The 17,030-nt window shown below is 32.2% G+C and carries 16 protein-coding genes; 8 read left to right on the top strand and 8 right to left on the bottom strand.

Annotation, left to right across the window (positions count from 1 at the left end; all coding sequences use genetic code 11):
- Positions 1-88: 88 nt before the first annotated feature.
- Positions 89-766: a DUF4294 domain-containing protein gene (locus tag DMB71_RS06975; protein ID WP_111364826.1), complete on the bottom strand. Its 678-nt coding sequence runs from the start codon at positions 764-766 to the stop codon at positions 89-91.
- An 81-nt stretch (positions 767-847) separates the two neighbouring features.
- Here DMB71_RS06975 and DMB71_RS06970 point away from each other — a divergent pair, with 81 nt between their 5' ends.
- The 7 genes from DMB71_RS06970 (at position 848) to DMB71_RS06940 (ending at position 10,914) form a co-directional block, all read left to right on the top strand.
- Positions 848-1,936 (top strand): M42 family metallopeptidase, encoded by a 1,089-nt coding sequence (locus DMB71_RS06970; RefSeq protein ID WP_111364825.1) that lies wholly within the window; start codon positions 848-850, stop codon positions 1,934-1,936.
- A 62-nt stretch (positions 1,937-1,998) separates the two neighbouring features.
- Complete coding sequence (locus DMB71_RS06965; protein WP_111364823.1) at positions 1,999-2,679, top strand: response regulator transcription factor; 681 nt, start codon at positions 1,999-2,001, stop codon at positions 2,677-2,679.
- Positions 2,676-4,037, top strand: a complete 1,362-nt coding sequence (locus tag DMB71_RS06960) for a HAMP domain-containing sensor histidine kinase (RefSeq protein ID WP_111364822.1) — start codon at positions 2,676-2,678, stop codon at positions 4,035-4,037. The genes DMB71_RS06965 and DMB71_RS06960 overlap by 4 nt, the downstream gene beginning before the upstream one ends.
- A gap of 84 nt (positions 4,038-4,121) precedes the next feature.
- A complete protein-coding gene (locus tag DMB71_RS06955) occupies positions 4,122-5,369 on the top strand; it encodes a TolC family protein (RefSeq protein WP_111364820.1) in 1,248 nt (415 codons plus the stop codon).
- A gap of 12 nt (positions 5,370-5,381) precedes the next feature.
- Positions 5,382-6,467 (top strand): efflux RND transporter periplasmic adaptor subunit, encoded by a 1,086-nt coding sequence (locus DMB71_RS06950; RefSeq protein WP_111364819.1) that lies wholly within the window; start codon positions 5,382-5,384, stop codon positions 6,465-6,467.
- 5 nt (positions 6,468-6,472) lie between these two features.
- Complete coding sequence (locus tag DMB71_RS06945) at positions 6,473-7,738, top strand: carbohydrate porin (RefSeq protein WP_111364817.1); 1,266 nt, start codon at positions 6,473-6,475, stop codon at positions 7,736-7,738.
- 77 nt (positions 7,739-7,815) lie between these two features.
- Positions 7,816-10,914 (top strand): efflux RND transporter permease subunit, encoded by a 3,099-nt coding sequence (locus DMB71_RS06940; protein WP_111364815.1) that lies wholly within the window; start codon positions 7,816-7,818, stop codon positions 10,912-10,914.
- A 170-nt stretch (positions 10,915-11,084) separates the two neighbouring features.
- On the opposite strand, the gene DMB71_RS06935 is transcribed toward DMB71_RS06940, so the two are convergent.
- The gene (locus DMB71_RS06935) at positions 11,085-11,465 is read right to left on the bottom strand and encodes an ankyrin repeat domain-containing protein (protein WP_111364813.1); all 381 of its coding nucleotides are present in this window, start codon (positions 11,463-11,465) and stop codon (positions 11,085-11,087) included.
- A gap of 381 nt (positions 11,466-11,846) precedes the next feature.
- Between DMB71_RS06935 and DMB71_RS06930 the strand changes: the two genes are divergently transcribed.
- Positions 11,847-12,389, top strand: a complete 543-nt coding sequence (locus tag DMB71_RS06930; protein WP_111364812.1) for an SRPBCC family protein — start codon at positions 11,847-11,849, stop codon at positions 12,387-12,389.
- A gap of 288 nt (positions 12,390-12,677) precedes the next feature.
- On the opposite strand, the gene DMB71_RS06925 is transcribed toward DMB71_RS06930, so the two are convergent.
- The 6 genes from DMB71_RS06925 to DMB71_RS06900 form a co-directional block, all read right to left on the bottom strand.
- On the bottom strand, positions 12,678-13,055 hold the full coding sequence (locus DMB71_RS06925; RefSeq protein WP_111364810.1) for an ankyrin repeat domain-containing protein: 378 nt from the start codon (positions 13,053-13,055) through the stop codon (positions 12,678-12,680).
- A gap of 153 nt (positions 13,056-13,208) precedes the next feature.
- On the bottom strand, positions 13,209-13,589 hold the full coding sequence (locus DMB71_RS06920) for an ankyrin repeat domain-containing protein (protein ID WP_111364809.1): 381 nt from the start codon (positions 13,587-13,589) through the stop codon (positions 13,209-13,211).
- 249 nt (positions 13,590-13,838) lie between these two features.
- On the bottom strand, positions 13,839-14,792 hold the full coding sequence (locus tag DMB71_RS06915; protein ID WP_111364807.1) for a phosphoribosylaminoimidazolesuccinocarboxamide synthase: 954 nt from the start codon (positions 14,790-14,792) through the stop codon (positions 13,839-13,841).
- A gap of 86 nt (positions 14,793-14,878) precedes the next feature.
- The gene (locus DMB71_RS06910) at positions 14,879-15,472 is read right to left on the bottom strand and encodes a hypothetical protein (RefSeq protein WP_111364805.1); all 594 of its coding nucleotides are present in this window, start codon (positions 15,470-15,472) and stop codon (positions 14,879-14,881) included.
- Positions 15,473-15,583: 111 nt separating this feature from the next.
- Positions 15,584-16,414 (bottom strand): Cof-type HAD-IIB family hydrolase, encoded by an 831-nt coding sequence (locus DMB71_RS06905; RefSeq protein ID WP_111364804.1) that lies wholly within the window; start codon positions 16,412-16,414, stop codon positions 15,584-15,586.
- 134 nt (positions 16,415-16,548) lie between these two features.
- Positions 16,549-16,911 carry a DUF1801 domain-containing protein gene (locus DMB71_RS06900; RefSeq protein WP_111364802.1) on the bottom strand — a complete coding sequence of 121 codons (363 nt, stop codon included), beginning with the start codon at positions 16,909-16,911 and terminating at the stop codon, positions 16,549-16,551.
- Positions 16,912-17,030: the final 119 nt, after the last annotated feature.

Raw genomic sequence — 17,030 nt, 5'->3', positions numbered from 1 at the left:
GGAGTTTTCTCCTTATATATGCATATAAAAACAAACCCGACAGGTTTTGAAAAACTGTCGGGTTGCTATACTATATATATGTATACCATTATTTTTTTTGCTCTTTCGCTCTCTGCTGCCACTTCTCCGATAGATCTTCATAATCTACGGGACTAGCTGGTTTCTGATTTACCAATCGCCCAGATTCAAAAGCCCTCACTAAAATTGTTTCTATCAAATAGTCTTCGTTTACATCGTACGGTTTATACTCTTCTTTTAAACTTATATCAAATAAATTGGCGGTTGTATTAGAAACAAAGGCTTTGAATCCACTTTTTAGGGTTTTAATCAATTCGTAGGTTGTAATTCCAGTTTGACGATGAATCAATTTCACTAAAATCTGTCCTTGTTTTCGAGATAGTTTTTTTAATCTTTCTTCAAATTCGTTATTTAAGTAGTCTTCTACTATTTTAAAGTACTTCTTTTTTTCACGACTTGTTTTTAGACGAGCCATTCCATTATTTAAAGCAGTTAATCTTTCTGAAGCTAATTTTGCATAAGGATATACTTTATATACTCTGTTTTGAAGAATTTGAAATTGTTTCATTTCTTCTGGACTCATCTTCTGTCCTTTTGAAATGATGATTTCTGGAAGCTGAATGGTATCGCTTAAAATAGAATCCTTCTCGGTTAATATATATCCCATTTGTTCGTTCTCTTTTGGAGTGACTTGGGCTTTAGAAGAAAAACAAATTAGTAATAAAAATAAAAAGGTGGTTAGTCTCATTGAATCATAATTTAAATGTAAAATTATATATTTATACACAACTCTAATACCAAATTTATATTTTAGCGAAAAAATATTTTTATGAGTACGAAATCTATCTTAAATGATACTTCTATCGCTTTTCTTGAAAGCTACCTAAATAACGCCTCTCCAACAGGTTATGAAAGTGAAGGGCAAAAACTTTGGATGAATTATTTAAAACCTTATGTAGATTCTTTTATTACAGATACTTATGGGACGGCAGTTGGGGTAATTAATCCTGATGCACCATATAAGGTTGTAATTGAAGGACATGCAGATGAAATTTCCTGGTATGTAAACTATATTACGGAAGATGGTTTAATTTACGTAATACGAAATGGAGGTTCTGACCATCAGATTGCTCCTTCAAAAAGAGTTAACATTCATACCAAGAACGGAATTATAAAAGGGGTGTTCGGATGGCCTGCCATTCATACTCGTTTGCGTGACAAAGAAGAGATTCCTAAATTGAGTAACATATTTATTGATTTAGGCTGTGAAAACAAAGAGCAAGTCGAAGCTTTGGGCGTTCATGTAGGATGTGTAATTACATATCCTGATGAATTTATGATTTTGAACGAGAATAAATTTGTCTGTCGTGCTATTGATAATAGAATGGGCGGTTTTATGATTGCAGAAGTTGCCCGTTTATTGCACGAAAATAAAAAGAAACTTCCTTTTGGTTTGTATATCGTAAATTCTGTTCAGGAAGAAATTGGTCTTCGTGGTGCTGAAATGATTGCACATCGCATTAAACCAAATGTAGCTATTGTGACTGACGTTTGTCACGATACGACTACTCCAATGATCGATAAAAAGGTTGAAGGTGATCTTAAAATGGGTAAAGGTCCTGTTATTGGGTACTCTCCTGCTATTCAAAATAAATTGCGTGATTTAATTGTTGATACTGCTGAGGAAAACAAAATTCCGTTTCAAAGACATGCGACTTCTCGCGCAACGGGTACAGATACTGACGCTTTCGCATATAGCAATGGCGGCGTACCATCTGCATTGATCTCGCTTCCGTTAAGATACATGCATACTACTGTAGAAATGGTTCATAAAGATGATGTAGAAAATGTGATTCAGCTTATTTATGAAACTTTGTTGAAAATCGAGAACAACGAGACTTTTTCTTATTTTAAATAATATACTTTTAATGTAAATCCGATTTGAGTTATTAGATCGGATTTACAATTATAAAACCACACATGAAAATATTACTACTCGAAGATGATTTTACTTTATCAAAAGAAATTTCCGCATTCTTTACTTCAAAAGAATTCGAGTGTGTTCCTTATTATGATGGTTCTTTGCTTTTAAAAAAATACTTTCCGTACGAGTATGATTTAATTATTCTAGACATAAATGTGCCGGGAATAAATGGAATTGACGTTTGCAAAGGCATTCGGGAAACTGATAAAAAAACACCAATTATAATGCTTACGGCTTTTAGCGAAATTGAAGATAAATTATCCTCTTTTGATAATGGTGCTGATGATTATCTAGTAAAACCCTTTCATTTTGAAGAATTGTATGCGCGAGTGCAATCACTTTTAAGAAGAAAAGAAGTTCCGCAACAAACAGAAAGTAAAATTGCTATCAAAGATTTAGAAATTTTTGAGAGCGATATGAAAGTTTTTAGGGGTGGTGAAGAGATTAAACTAACTCCGAAAGAATTCAAATTAATTCTAATATTGGCTCATGCTAAAGGAAAAGTGCTTTCTAAGCAGTTTATAGCCGAGAAACTTTGGGATTATCATATCGAAACCAATCAGAATACTATTGAGGTTTATATTAATTTTTTAAGAAAAAAGATTGATAAAGACCATGAAATTAAACTTCTCAGAACCAAAGTAGGTTACGGATATTATCTTAGCGATCAGGAATGACATTAAAAAATCGGATATCACTTTTAGTAAGTTTACTGTTTACCATCCTTTTCGGGCTGGCATCTACAGTGATATTCATTTTGTATTCCAATTACCGAAAAGAAGAATTTAGAGATCGATTAGAAATCAAAGCTTTATCTAATATTAAATTATTGGTAAACGTAAAGCAGGTTGATAATCAGCTACTAAAAATAATAGATCAAAACTCTATCAATAAATTGTATGATGAAAAAACTTTGGTTTTTGATTCTAATTATAAACTGATTTACAGCAGCATTGACGACGCAAAAATCAATTGGTCTGTTGATGATTTAAAATACCTTAAAAAGAATAAAACTTTTTTTAAACAGCAGGGCGATTATGAAGTTTATGGCGTTTTCTACGACACGAACGACAAAGATTTTTATGCTTTAATTTCTGCCACCGATGATTATGGCAAGAAAAAGCTGCTTTTCTTGAGATATACGTTAATTATATCATACATCTTTTTTACTTGTGTTTGCTGGATTTTAACTTCTTTTATGGTTAGAAAAGCCATGAATCCGCTTCATGCTTTTCATCAGAAAATAAAAAATATAAACGAAAATAATCTCGATACTAGAATTGAATCAAAAAGCACAAAAAATGAAGTAGATTTAATTGCTAATGAATTTAATTTCATGATGGATCGTATTGAGCTTTCGTATCAAAAACAAAAGGAATTTACCGCTCATGCATCGCATGAATTAAGGACACCACTTTCTAGAATGACTTCTCAGATTGAAAATGCTGTAGCCGATCCTGAGATGCAATCTAAAAACAAATCGTTTTTAAATTCCATATTAGCCGATGTCAATCATTTAAGCGAACTGATAAACTCTCTATTAATACTTTCAAAAATTGACAGTCGAAATGCTAATAATCACGAAGTCCAAAGAATAGACGAAATTTTATTTTCTTCAATCGAAAAAATAAACAAAGCCTATCCTGATTTTGTCATTCTTTTTGAAATGGAAGAAAGTGACAATCTAGACACCGCTTTAGAAGTTAATGGAAATAAAAATCTTTTAGAAATAGCTTTAAGCAATATCTTAAAAAATGCCTGCGTTTACTCCGACAACAAACAGGCAAAAGTAAAAATAAGCACCGATCATTATCATCTTATCGTTTCTGTATCCAATACAGGAGAAACTTTAAATGAAGAAGAACAAAAGAATCTTTTTCAGCCTTTTATGCGTGGCCATAATTCAAAAGGAACTTCTGGTTTTGGGCTTGGCTTACGAATTGTACAACGCATCCTTTTATTGCACAAAGCAAACATAACTTATTCTACACCAAATATTAACACGAATTTTTTTCAATTATTCTTTAATTTGTAAACAATTTTAAGCTATTTTTAAGGTAGATTTTAAGCTCTCTTAAAGCCTGTTGATAGCATATTTGTACAACTTAAAGATGATACAATGAAAAAGTTATTTGCATTGCTGTTATTTGCACTTTTAAATCAAGTTGCAATAGCACAAAAAACAGTTACTCTCCAAGACTGTGAAAGCCAATTTTTAAAAAAGAATCTATTTTTACTGGCGTCTCAATATAATCTCGATGCCTCGAAAGCACTCACAATTCAGGCTCGCATTTGGGACAATCCCACTCTATCAGCAGAGTTAAATGCCTACAATCCTGAAAGAGACAAATTTTTTGATATTGGCAAAGAGGGTCAGAAAGTTTTTGCAATAGAACAACTAATCTATCTTGGCGGTAAAAAACGCAATGAGGTTAAATTAGCGCAAACTAATGAAAAACTGGCAGAACTTCAGTTTAACGATTTGCTTAGGACTTTAAAACTGCAATTGCGTAAAAGTTTTTTTACTGTATATTACAACACAAAAAATCTTGACAATACAGACAAGCAATTAGCTCATATCGAAAATTTAATTAATTCTTATTCGGTTCAAGCTCAAAAAGGAAATATTCCTTTAAAAGATGTTGTTCGTCTACAATCACTCTATCTTAATTTCAAAAACGAAAGATTAGAGGTTATTAATAACAACATAGAAGAACAGGCTAATTTAAAATTGCTATTAAATGAAACTGAAAATGTAGTTCCAGTTGTTAGCAAAGATGATTCTGATAAATATCTAAAAGTTATAGCTTTTGATCTTAAAAATTTTGAAGAACAAGCCATCGCAAATAGACCTGATTATTTGGCAAAACAAAAAGAAATCGATGCTAATGAGCTGAATGTGAAATTACAAAAATCGCTTTCAGTTCCAGATATTACTCTTGGAGCAAATTATGATCAGCGAAGCGGCGCTTTCAATAATGAAGCCAATTTGACGGTTGGTATTCCTTTACCACTTTGGAATCAAAATAAAGGAAACATTAAGTATGCAAAAACAATTTTGGAACAATCTAAAATTGAAAAACAAAACTTCGAACTACAGCTCAAAACAGAAATCACTTCAGCATGGACAAAATGGGACGAATCTAGACAAAACTATAGTGTAATCAAACCAACGGTAAATTCAGATTTTGAAGCGGTTTATAACGGAATGCTTACCAATTTTCAAAAACGAAATGTAAGTCTTCTAGAATTTACCGATTTTATGGAAAGCTACAATCAGGCGATAATTCAGTTAAATGAATTGAAGAAAAAAGTAGTAATCGCAGGCGAAGAACTAAATAGTACCATCAACAAAGATTTATTTTAAAAAATTACAGAAATGAAACATATATTATTCATCGGAATCGCACTAGCGGGTTTATCTCTTACAAGCTGCAAAAAAGAAGTTGAAAACCCTCAAACCAATAGCTCTTTTGTTTTGAGTGACAATATGCTTAAAACCACTACAACTGCAGAAGCTAAAACTGAACCTTTAAAAAACGAACTTAGTTTTTACGGGAAAATCACTGCTGACAATAACAAAATGATTGATGTTTACCCATTAGTCGGCGGAAATGTAATGAAAGTAAATGTTGAACTTGGGGATTATGTTAAGAAAGGACAAGTTCTTGCCACGATAAAAAGTACCGATGTTGCCGATTTTGAAAAACAATCCATCGATGCTAAAAGCGATTTGCTTGTAGCTAAAAATAACTTAAAAGTAGCTCAAGAATTATTTGATGGAAAACTGAATTCTGAAAGTGATGTTCTTCAGGCAAAATCTGAAGTAAATAAAGCACAGTCTCAATTAAGCAAAATTCAGGAAACGTATAAAATTTATAACATCAAAGCGGGTTCGATCTACGAAGTAACGGCTCCGATAAGCGGTTTTATTATCCAGAAAAGCATCAATCAGGATATGCTTTTGCGAAATGATCGTTCTGAAAATATATTTGATATAGCAGAAATTAGCGAAGTCTGGGCAATGGCCAATATTAATGAAATTGATATTAATAAAGTAAAACTGGGTACCAAAGCGACGGTAACGACTTTAAGTTATCCTGACAAAGCATTTAACGGAAAAGTTGATAAAATCTACAACGTAATTGATCCTGAAACTAAAGCCATGCAGGCAAGAATTAAGCTGAACAATCCAGATTATATGCTTAAACCTGATATGAATGCTAATATCAAATTGTCTTTTGATGAAAATCAATCTATGATAGCCATACCTAGTAAAGCTATTGTATTTGACAAAAGCAAAAACTTTGTTATGATATTTAAAGATCGCAATAACATCGAAACTAGACAGGTAGAGGTATACAGAGTTGTAGGCGACACTACGTATATCTCGACTGGACTAAAAGAAAACGAAAAAGTAATTACCAATAATCAGTTATTTATTTATCGCGCATTAAATGAGTAAATGAAATGGGAAAATCTGTAAACATATTGAGTTTTGTAACGTTATTTATCTCGACGTTTTCATTTTCGCAAGAAACCGATTCGATACGAAAATATAGTCTGAGATTTCAAATGACGTCCATATATCAATATCATCCAGATTTTCATGCCGATTACTCAGGAACAAATAGTATGGATCCGAAAGAAGAAGGAGCTTTATCGTTAACGTCTACCTTATTTTTCGATCTTCCACTTTGGAAAGGAGCTACCGCAACTTTTAATCCTGAAATGTCTGGCGGACAAGGTTTGTCACAAGCTAAAGGATTAGGAGGCTTTCCTAATGGAGAAACATTTAGAATTGGAGATGCAAAACCAGTCGTTTATGTAGCAAGAATGCTTTTAGAACAAAAGTTTCAGTTTAAAAATAACAAATCGCTACAATTGGTTTTTGGAAAATTTGGGTTATCAGATTATTTCGACAACAACACCTATTCTCATGATCCTCGAACTCAATTTTTAAACTGGTCACTTATGACTTATGGCGCTTGGGATTATGCAGCAAATACACGAGGATACACAGACGGATTATATGCAAATTATCAATTTAACAGTTGGCAAATTAGAGCTTGTTTGAGTGCCATACCAACTTATGCAAATGGGCCAAATGTCGAGTTTAATTTTAAAGATTCTAATGCTATAAATGTAGAAATCGAAAAACAAATTGTTTTTAAAAATAATGATACAAGCAACATTAAATTATTGGGATTTCGAAATATAGCAGGAATGGGGAATTACGATATGGCAAATTCTAGTTCTACAACAATTCCAGATATTAAAAGTACGAGGCAAACCGGCCGTACAAAATACGGAATTGGTTTAAACATAGATTATACCCATGGCGACAATTGGGGACTTTTTGCAAGAATGAGCTATAATGACGGTAAAAATGAAACATGGGCATTTACAGAAATTGATAAATCGGCACAATTAGGTATTAATCTAAAAGGTAAAATGTGGAATAGAAAAGACGATTTTGGAGGTATTGCAATAGTTGCCAATGGATTATCAGATCCTCATAAAGAATATCAAAAACTGGGTGGTAATGGATTTATGATTGGTGACGGGACTTTAAATTATGGAACAGAACAAATCGTAGAAGTTTTTTATTCTTTTTTGGTTCCCAATTCCAAAATTACGCTTTCTCCAGATTATCAGTTTGCAATAAATCCTGCATATAACAAAGATCGAGGGCCAGTTCAATTCTTAGCGATACGCTTCCATACAGAATTCTAATACAATAAAATATTTATGCTTAAAATGAAGCATTATAATTAAATAATAAAAATTCATCATTAAAAATACTTTTTAAAATGAACAAATTCATAAGAAACATTATTGCTTTTTCCCTTAAGAACAAAGCGTTTACCTTTTTCTGGGTGGGAATATTGGCTGTTGCAGGATTCATTTCTTTCAAAAATATGCCTATTGATGCCTTTCCGGATGTTACAAACACGCAAATCATTATTATTACACAATGGAATGGAAAAAGTGCCGAAGAAGTAGAGCGTTTTGTGACTTCTCCAATCGAGATTTCGATGAACTCCGTTCAGAAAAAAACAAGCGTAAGAAGTATTACCATGTTTGGATTATCTGTTATCAAAATTATTTTTGATGACGGAGTTGATGACACATTTGCTCGTTTTCAAGTAAACAACTTACTAAAAAATGTTTCTCTTCCAGATGATGTCGAACCAGACGTTCAGCCACCATATGGTCCAACTGGTGAGATTTTCAGATATATTGTAAAAAGTAGCAGCAGAGATAGTAGAGAATTATTGACCTACCAAAACTGGGTTATCGATAAACAATTGCGTTCTCTTCCTGGTGTTGCCGATTTAAATGTTTTTGGTGGCCAAACTAAAACTTATGAAGTTGGAGTTGATCCAATCAAATTAGCAAAATACAACATTACGCCTTTACAAGTTTATAACGCGGTAAATGCCGGTAACTTAAATGTTGGCGGTGACGTTATTGAAAAGAACGGACAAGCTTTTGTTGTTCGTGGTGTAGGTTTACTAAAATCGAAAGATGATATTGGAAATATTATTGTTGATGATGCTGGAGGAAATCCAATTTTGGTTAAAAATCTAGCAGATGTTTACGAAAGTTCTATGCCAAGAGTTGGACAAACTGGTATTGGAAACAATGATGATGCCGTTGAAGGAATTGTTGTAATGCGTAAAGGAGAAAATCCTCAGGAGACTCTTGCCTTGATAAAAGCAAAAATCAAAGATCTTAATGATAATGTTTTACCAAAAGACATAAAAATTGAAACATTCTATGACCGTGATAATTTAATGAATTTCACGACCGAAACCGTAATGCATAACTTATTTGAAGGTATTATTCTGGTTACTGTTGTTGTATTTCTTTTTATGGCCGACTGGAGAACGACTTTTACAGTTTCTATTGTTATTCCGCTTTCTTTATTATTTGCATTCTTATGTCTTAAAATGATGGGAATGAGCGCCAACTTATTAAGCTTAGGTGCTGTCGATTTCGGAATTATTATAGATGGAGCCGTCGTAATGGTTGAAGGTTTGTTTGTAGTATTAGACCATCGAGCGCATCAGCTAGGAATGGAAAAGTTTAATAAAATTGCAAAAGGAAGTCTGATTAAGAAAACAGGAACAGAAATGGGTAAAGCTATTTTCTTCTCCAAACTGATTATTATTACGGCTTTACTTCCAATTTTCTCTTTCCAAAAAGTAGAAGGAAAAATGTTCTCTCCCCTAGCCTTTACATTAGGCTTTGCATTATTAGGAGCACTTATTTTTACTTTGACTTTGGTTCCAGTTCTTTCGCATATCCTATTAAATAAAAATGTAAAAGAAAAACACAATCCGTTTGTGAATTTTTGGGATAGAATTGTGGGCAAAGGTTTTAAATGGACATTTAGACATAAAATACAAACCTTAATTGCATCTATAGGGTTACTAGCTGCTGTTTTCTTTTCAGCAGGCTTCTTAGGAACAGAATTTTTACCGCAATTAAATGAAGGCGCATTATGGGTAACGGCAGAATTGCCAATGAGTACTTCTCTTCCTGAAAGTGTAAAGACTGCAGCCATAATTAGAAAAGACTTAGAAAGCTTTCCTGAGGTAAAAAAAGTTTTATCTCAAACTGGACGAAGCAATGACGGAACCGACCCGAATGGTTTTGGATTTATCCAGCTTCAAGTAGACTTGCTTCCAAAAAAAGAATGGAAACGTAAAATTTCTATGGATGATCTGATTAATGAAATGGATGACAAACTAAAAGTGCATCAGGGAATTACATATAATTATTCTCAGCCAGTAATTGATAACGTTGCAGAATCGGTAGCTGGATTTAAAGCTTCAAATGCCGTAAAAATTTATGGCGATGATTTGAATAAACTAGATCAGCTTGCCAATGAAGTTTTAGCTCAAATTAAAAATATTCCAGGGATAAAAGATGTTGGTATTTTACGAAATGTTGGACAGCCTGAAATCAGTGTAATCTTGGATCGCGAAAAAATGGCCGCTTATGGAGTAACTTTAAGCGATGCGCAAGCAGTTTTGGAATTAGCTTTTGGAGGAAAAACCGCTACTGAGAAATATGAAGACGAAAAGAAATTTGATGTTCGCGTCCGTTTTTCGAAAGAATATCGAAAAGATGAAAAAGATTTGGAAGAAATTAAAGTTCCAACCATCAGCGGAATCAAAATTCCTTTAAAAGAAATCTGCGATATTAAAACCATAACAGGTCCTGCATTTATTTATAGAGATAATACCAAACGTTTTATTGGAGTAAAATTCTCTGTTCGTGATCGAGATTTAGGAAGTACAATTGCCGAAGCACAGCAAAAAGTAAATCAGCTTAAACTTCCTGCTGGTTATACAACTGGATGGACTGGTGAATTTGAAAATCAGGTTCGTGCTAGTGCACGTCTGGCGCAAGTTGTACCAATCAGTCTAATCGGAATTTTTGTGCTTTTGTTTATTTTATTTGGAAACTTTAAAGATTCTCTTCTTGTTTTAGCTAACGTGCCTTTTGCTATTATTGGTGGAATTATCGCACTTCATATTACAGGAATGAATTTCGGAATTTCTGCTGGAGTTGGATTTATAGCACTTCTTGGAATTTGTATTCAAAATGGAGTTATTCTGATATCTGAATTTCACCATAATCTGAAAGCGAAGTATACTCTCGAAGAATCTATTTTTAGAGGAGTAAAAGCCAGAACCAGAGCAGTAGTAATGACAGCTTTGATGGCTTCAATCGGATTAATGCCTGCTGCAATTTCTACAGGAATTGGCTCAGAATCCCAGAAACCGCTTGCCATTGTTATTATCGGTGGACTTATGACGGCAACTGTTTTGACACTATTGGTATTTCCAATTTTATTCTGGATATTCAACAGAAAAAAACATGTGCCAATAGAATAAGCAATTAAAATATTTAGTTTTAAATCAATTTGTTGGGATTTAAAAATGAAGAAGCATCATTCTCGTAATGATGCTTTTTTGCTTTAAAAAGATTTTGCAAATGTGCAAAAAAAAAAAATGACCTTTTGCTCAGAAAGGTCATTTTATACTAACTCAAAACTTTTATACTGTTATTTCAAATCTTTCAAAAGCGCAATTGCTTCCGAAGCATTTGATCCTTGTGCATATTTTAATGCAGTATAACCTTTTTCATTTTTAACATTCGGATTTGCTCCATTAGCCAATAAAACTTTTATTATTTCGTGTTTATTGTAAAGTGCAGCCGTCATCAAAGGGGTAAAATCTTCTGATAATTGGTTTACATCCGCGCCATATTCAATAAATTTTTTAACGGTTTCAAGATCTCCTTTGCTAATAGCAACATTTAAAGGAGTTCCTACATAACTTTTAAGCTCAACTGAGTTTTTAACAGTTGAAACTCCATTTGAAGCCATTGCTACATTTCCAAATGCTACTAAGGCTAATCCTAAATAAATAACTGATTTTTTCATAATGATTGATGTTTATTAAATGATTGATGATGATTCTAATTTGATGATGTAAAGGTAAATCATTTTATCGTATTATGTATTACAAAGTACCATGTTTTAACCAATTCTTAACAGTTACTTAATAGAACGATAATCAAAAGACCTTAACGTTATCAAATTATTGATTTTACTATAATAGACTACTGAAAAAGAAAAATGTTACAATAAATCTTATTTTTTTATTCATTTTAAAATCAATGTTCTTCCAACGCATAAATTATTTTTTTTAAATTTACTATATCATTAGAAATCACAACAATAACATTTCACGGCTAAAGTCTTATAATTACAGGCCCCCACAAATAAAATCAATAAAAAATAATAACCTAAAAACCACGAATCATGATTTTTATTAAAAGAATTTTAGTTGTTTTAATTTTACTTATTTCGATTGTTTTAATTGCTGCTTATTTTATGCCAAAGGAATATTCCGTAGAAAGGGAAATTACAATAAGTAAACCGGCGGATAGCATCTTTAAATATGTTCGTTCGCTAAAGAACCAAAATGAGTTTAGCGTTTGGGCCAACATGGACCCAAAAATGAAAGTCCACTATAGAGGAGTTGATGGTATGGTTGGTTCAGTTTCTTCTTGGGAAAGTAATGTAAAAGAGGTTGGTGTTGGCGAACAGGAAATTACAAAAATAATAGAAAACAGACGTTTAGATTTTGCTCTCCGTTTTAAAAAGCCAATGGATGACACTGCTGTCGGGTTTATGTCTACCGAACCGATTTCTGGAAACAAGACAAAAGTAAAATGGGGAATCAGTGGAGTAATTCCATATCCAACAAACATTATGCTTCCAATGTTAAAAATGGATCAGATGGTTGGAAATGATTTACAAAAAGGTCTGGAGAATTTAAAAGATATAATGGAAGAAAACTAAATTGTCTCTAAAAAATAAAAAAGCTGTCTCAAAAGGACAGCTTTTTGTTGAGAGAAATGTTTATAAAATTTATTTTACCAGTAAAGCCCCAGCGGGGTAAATATTCATAGAATTACAATTAGGCAAATGAAAGGAACTCCAGAGGAGCTACATATATTAAGAATAGAAAAAAATATGTCGCTCCTCTGGATCTTTATCTCATAGCCTTTTATCATTTGCTATAAATATTTCTCTTCTCTGAAGCTTACAAAAAAGATCTATCCTTTTTTTCCTTATATAAAAAAAATTTCATCTCAACTTTTCCAGAATAGCAATTGATTCAGCTGCTTTAGCATAATTAGCATAATCTAATGCTTTAAACCCTTGTTCATTTATAATTGACGATCTAGCGCCATTTGCCAATAGAATTTTAATTATTTCAACATGATTATAGCGCGCTGCCAACATTAGAGGCGTCATCTTTCTCGCCATTTTATTGACATCTGCTCCATATTCAATACATTTTTTCACTTTTTCAATGTCTCCTTTGCATATGGCTCTATGTAAAGGTGATTCTAAATAAGTTGGAATTTCAGTTCGATTTTTAATACTTAATGTGTAAGTTGAGGCCTTTGATTCATTTGCAAAAATGAAAATTGCTCCTAAAATAATTGCTGCTTTTTTCATAATGATTGTTTGTTAAATGATTGATGATGATGCATTTACAATATAGACGACTAACAAATGATTTGGTTTCAGATTATTGAAAAAAAAAGAATAAAAAAAACACCATCCTTTTAAAAGATGGTGCTTTTCATTTTTTTTTCTTGCTTTAAAATTTTACCTAAGCCCTTTCAAAATGGCTGCAGACTCCGTAGATTTTGCGTATCTAGCATAATCCAATGCTCTTAGTCCGTGATCATTTTCTATAGAAGGTTTAGCTCCATTTGCCAACAAAATTTTTACAATTTCAACATGGTTATAACGAGCTGCCAACATTAAAGGTGTCATGTTTCGAACAATTTTATTTACATCTGCTCCATATTCAATGCTTTTCTTAACACTGTCAATAACTCCATTACATACAGCCGCATGTAAAGGTGACGCTAAATCAAAAGGAATTTCAATTTGATTTTTACTTTCCAACTTCAAATTAGAAGCTGTTGCAAAATTTGCAAATACGGCCAAAGCCGTTCCGAAAACGATTACTGTTTTTTTCATGATTGATTGCTTGTTTTATGATTAATGATTGTGATGATTACTTGTTAGACGCACATTATGTATAAAACGTTGCATTAAAAATGAAAAAAAATGATAAAATTTCTTGGAGTAAGGTTAAAAACCTCAATTAAGCATACTGAATTGTGTTTTTAATTTAATTTGTGCCCAAAAAAAATACCCTGCTGTAAAAACAGCAGGGCATTTTTTTATAAATTTTAAAGCTTAAATATTCATTTAAGTTCGAAAATATTATTTTGAAGAAAGATATTCTAAGACATTTTTTTCAATACGCTGATCAATATTGGCAATATCAGCTTTTACAAATTTCTCTCCTAAAATATTTTCATATAATTCAATATATCTTTCAGAAACAGACTCGATATATTCATCTGTCATATTTGGAATTTGCTGTCCGTCTTTTCCTTGGAAACCATTTTCAATTAACCAACGACGAACAAATTCTTTAGATAATTGTTTTTGCTCTTCTCCTTTTTCTTGTCTTTCAGCATATCCGTCAGCGTAGAAATAACGAGAAGAATCTGGTGTATGGATTTCATCAATTAAAACAATAACACCATCTTTAGTTTTTCCAAACTCATATTTTGTATCTACTAAAATCAATCCGCGTTTTGCAGCGATTTCAGTTCCTCTTTGAAATAAAGCTCTTGTATATTTTTCTAGAACTACATAATCTTCTTCAGAAACAATTCCTTTTGCCAAAATATCTTCGCGAGAAATATCTTCGTCATGAGAACCGTTATCAGCTTTTGTTGTAGGTGTAATAATTGGCTCTGGAAATTTATCATTTTCTTTTAAACCTTCAGCCATAGTAACGCCACAGATTTGTTTTCTTCCAACTGCATATTCACGCGCTGCATGTCCCGAAAGGTAACCGCGAATAACCATTTCTACTTTAAAAGGGTCACATAAATGTCCAACAGCAACGTTTGGATCTGGAGTAGCAATCAGCCAGTTTGGAACAATGTCTTGCGTCAATTCCATAAATTTTGTTGCAATCTGGTTCAAGATTTGTCCTTTGTACGGAATTCCTTTTGGCAAAACTACATCAAAAGCCGAAAGTCTATCGGTTGCTACCATTACTAAAAGTTCGTCGTTAATATTGTAAACCTCTCTAACTTTTCCGCGGTAAACTGATTTCTGATTCGGGAAATTAAAATTTGTAGTTGTGATTGTATTACTCATTATCTAGTTGTGTTGTTTTTTATGAAGGCAAATTTAAAACTATTTGGCAGAGCAAACAAAGAAAATATTACTTCAATTTTAGTGAATTATTTAAAGCTTAAAATTCCTTTGCCAAAAGATTTAATCGATTCATCTAAAGCTCCTATTGTAGTATCAGTTAACTTTCTAAAATCATCTGATTGCACAATCAGAATCTGCCCTTGATTATGTGTTGGTGCCGTAGGAACAAAAATCACAGCAGAACCGTTTTCATTCTCTTCAATTAAATGTGCGGGTTGCCAAAAATTTCCATTTTTAAACAAAATAGGTAAATCTGTAACGGGTTTAGGCTCATGATTTCTTTTCAAAAGCTTTTCTTCTGCCTCTTTTTTATTTTTTTCATAACCAGGCAAAAAGATCATCAGCTTCTCGTCTACCCAATTGGTAAATCTTTTTAAAATAGATAAACGCATCAGAAAGCCACTTAAATAAATTAAAACTACCAAAATCATTCCACCGACAATATCAGTTGCGTATTTTCCCAATATCAAATCCAGACGCAGAAAGTGTGCAAATTTTTCTCCATAATTCTGAAAAAACTTCCAGACTTTTCCCAATAGAATAAAAAAAACTAAAAGCGGTAATAAAACCAATGCCCCCGAAATCAAGTTCCGTTCGGCTTGAAGTAGAAATTTTTTCATGGTTAAATAATTAAGGTTAAAAAAATAAGAGCTAACTCTCTGTGAATTAGCTCTTATAAAAATAACTATTATTTAGTATTCAGCAACAAACTGAACATAAAATACTCTATATTAACTTGTTGCAAATTCCTTGTCTAAAATTTTAGACGCGATATATTTTGCAACACCATCTTCGGCATTGGTTTTAATAACTTCTAAATCTGGTAAAGTTTCTTTTAGAATAGCTGGGGCATTTCCCATAATCAATCCTTTTCCAGATGAAGATAGCATTTGCACATCATTAAATCCGTCTCCAAAAGAAACCGCTTCTGAAAGTGTATATCCTTCTCTTTCTAATACCTGCTCAATTGCAACTGCTTTATCTATAGATTTATCCATAAACTCCAAGCAAGTCGGCAAACTGAAGGCATGATGTAAATGTTCTGAAGAATTAGCTAAAATTGCATCTTTTAGTTTTACTAATTTATCATGATCGCTGCATGAAAAGAAAATTTTAATGGCTCCAAAATCTTCTAAATTGTTATAATCTACAAGTTCGGGACGATATTTTAATTCTGTTTGAAAAGAGTTAAGTTTTTCGTTCCATTTATTGGTTTGCCAAACATTTTCTTTAAATAAAACTACAGTGATTTCTGGATCAATTTCGACATTTAAAGCGGTCTTAACTACATCGCTGTCAAGGTTGAAAGCAAAAAGCTGTTCTTTGTTTGGCGAATGAATTCTGGCTCCGTTTGAGCTTACTAGATAAACTGGAACTTCCAATTTATCGATAATCGCCAATGCATCTAAATGATGACGGCCTGTAGCTACAACAATTAGATATCCTTGATTGTGAAGTTCTTGAAAAATTGATTTAGTGTAATCTGAAATAGTGTGTTGTGGGTTAAGTAATGTTCCGTCAAGGTCACTTACTATAACTTTTATATTTTTAAGTTTCGTCATAATGGTCAAATGTCTATAAATGCAAATTTAAAGCTTTATGACCGTTTAGCCAAAGATTACACGCTTTGAAAACTAGATTTGAGGTAAGTTTATTATTTATTTAACTATTTCGTTAAATATTGCTTTTTAAACAATTAAATCTTAACAATTCCATTTTTATACAATTTTATCGCTTTCTGAATTACTGATTCAATTTGTTTCAAGGGCAAATCTTTATTTATATCAAACATCATAATTTTCATTCTTGAACGATTTTCTTGAATGAGAAAAGATTCATCAAAATGTTTTCCTTCAACAATTCCTATATAAGGTTGTTTAAGTTTTTTATGAATCCATAAATAGCAGAACATTTTTCCTTTATAAGAGAAGAATGGCATTCCGTATTTTAATGTATTTGTAATGTCTTGATCTTGTTTTAGGATAATTTCTTTTAACGCAAGAAATATTCCTTTTATAGGTTCTTCTTGATTTAAATAAAAGTCATCTAGCTGTTTCATTTTTCCAAATTAAAATTCAAAAAAAATATTCGTTTTGCACTTTTCAAAAGAAAAGATACAAAACGAATATTAATAAATGTTAAAACACAATTCACGATTTACGTCTAACATTTCACTAA

It is taken from the genome of Flavobacterium tistrianum, from assembly GCF_003254545.1.
Classification (GTDB): Bacteria; Bacteroidota; Bacteroidia; order Flavobacteriales; family Flavobacteriaceae; genus Flavobacterium; species Flavobacterium tistrianum.
The sequence above is the reverse complement of the archived record's forward strand: the minus strand, read 5'-3'. Positions and strand labels throughout refer to the sequence as shown.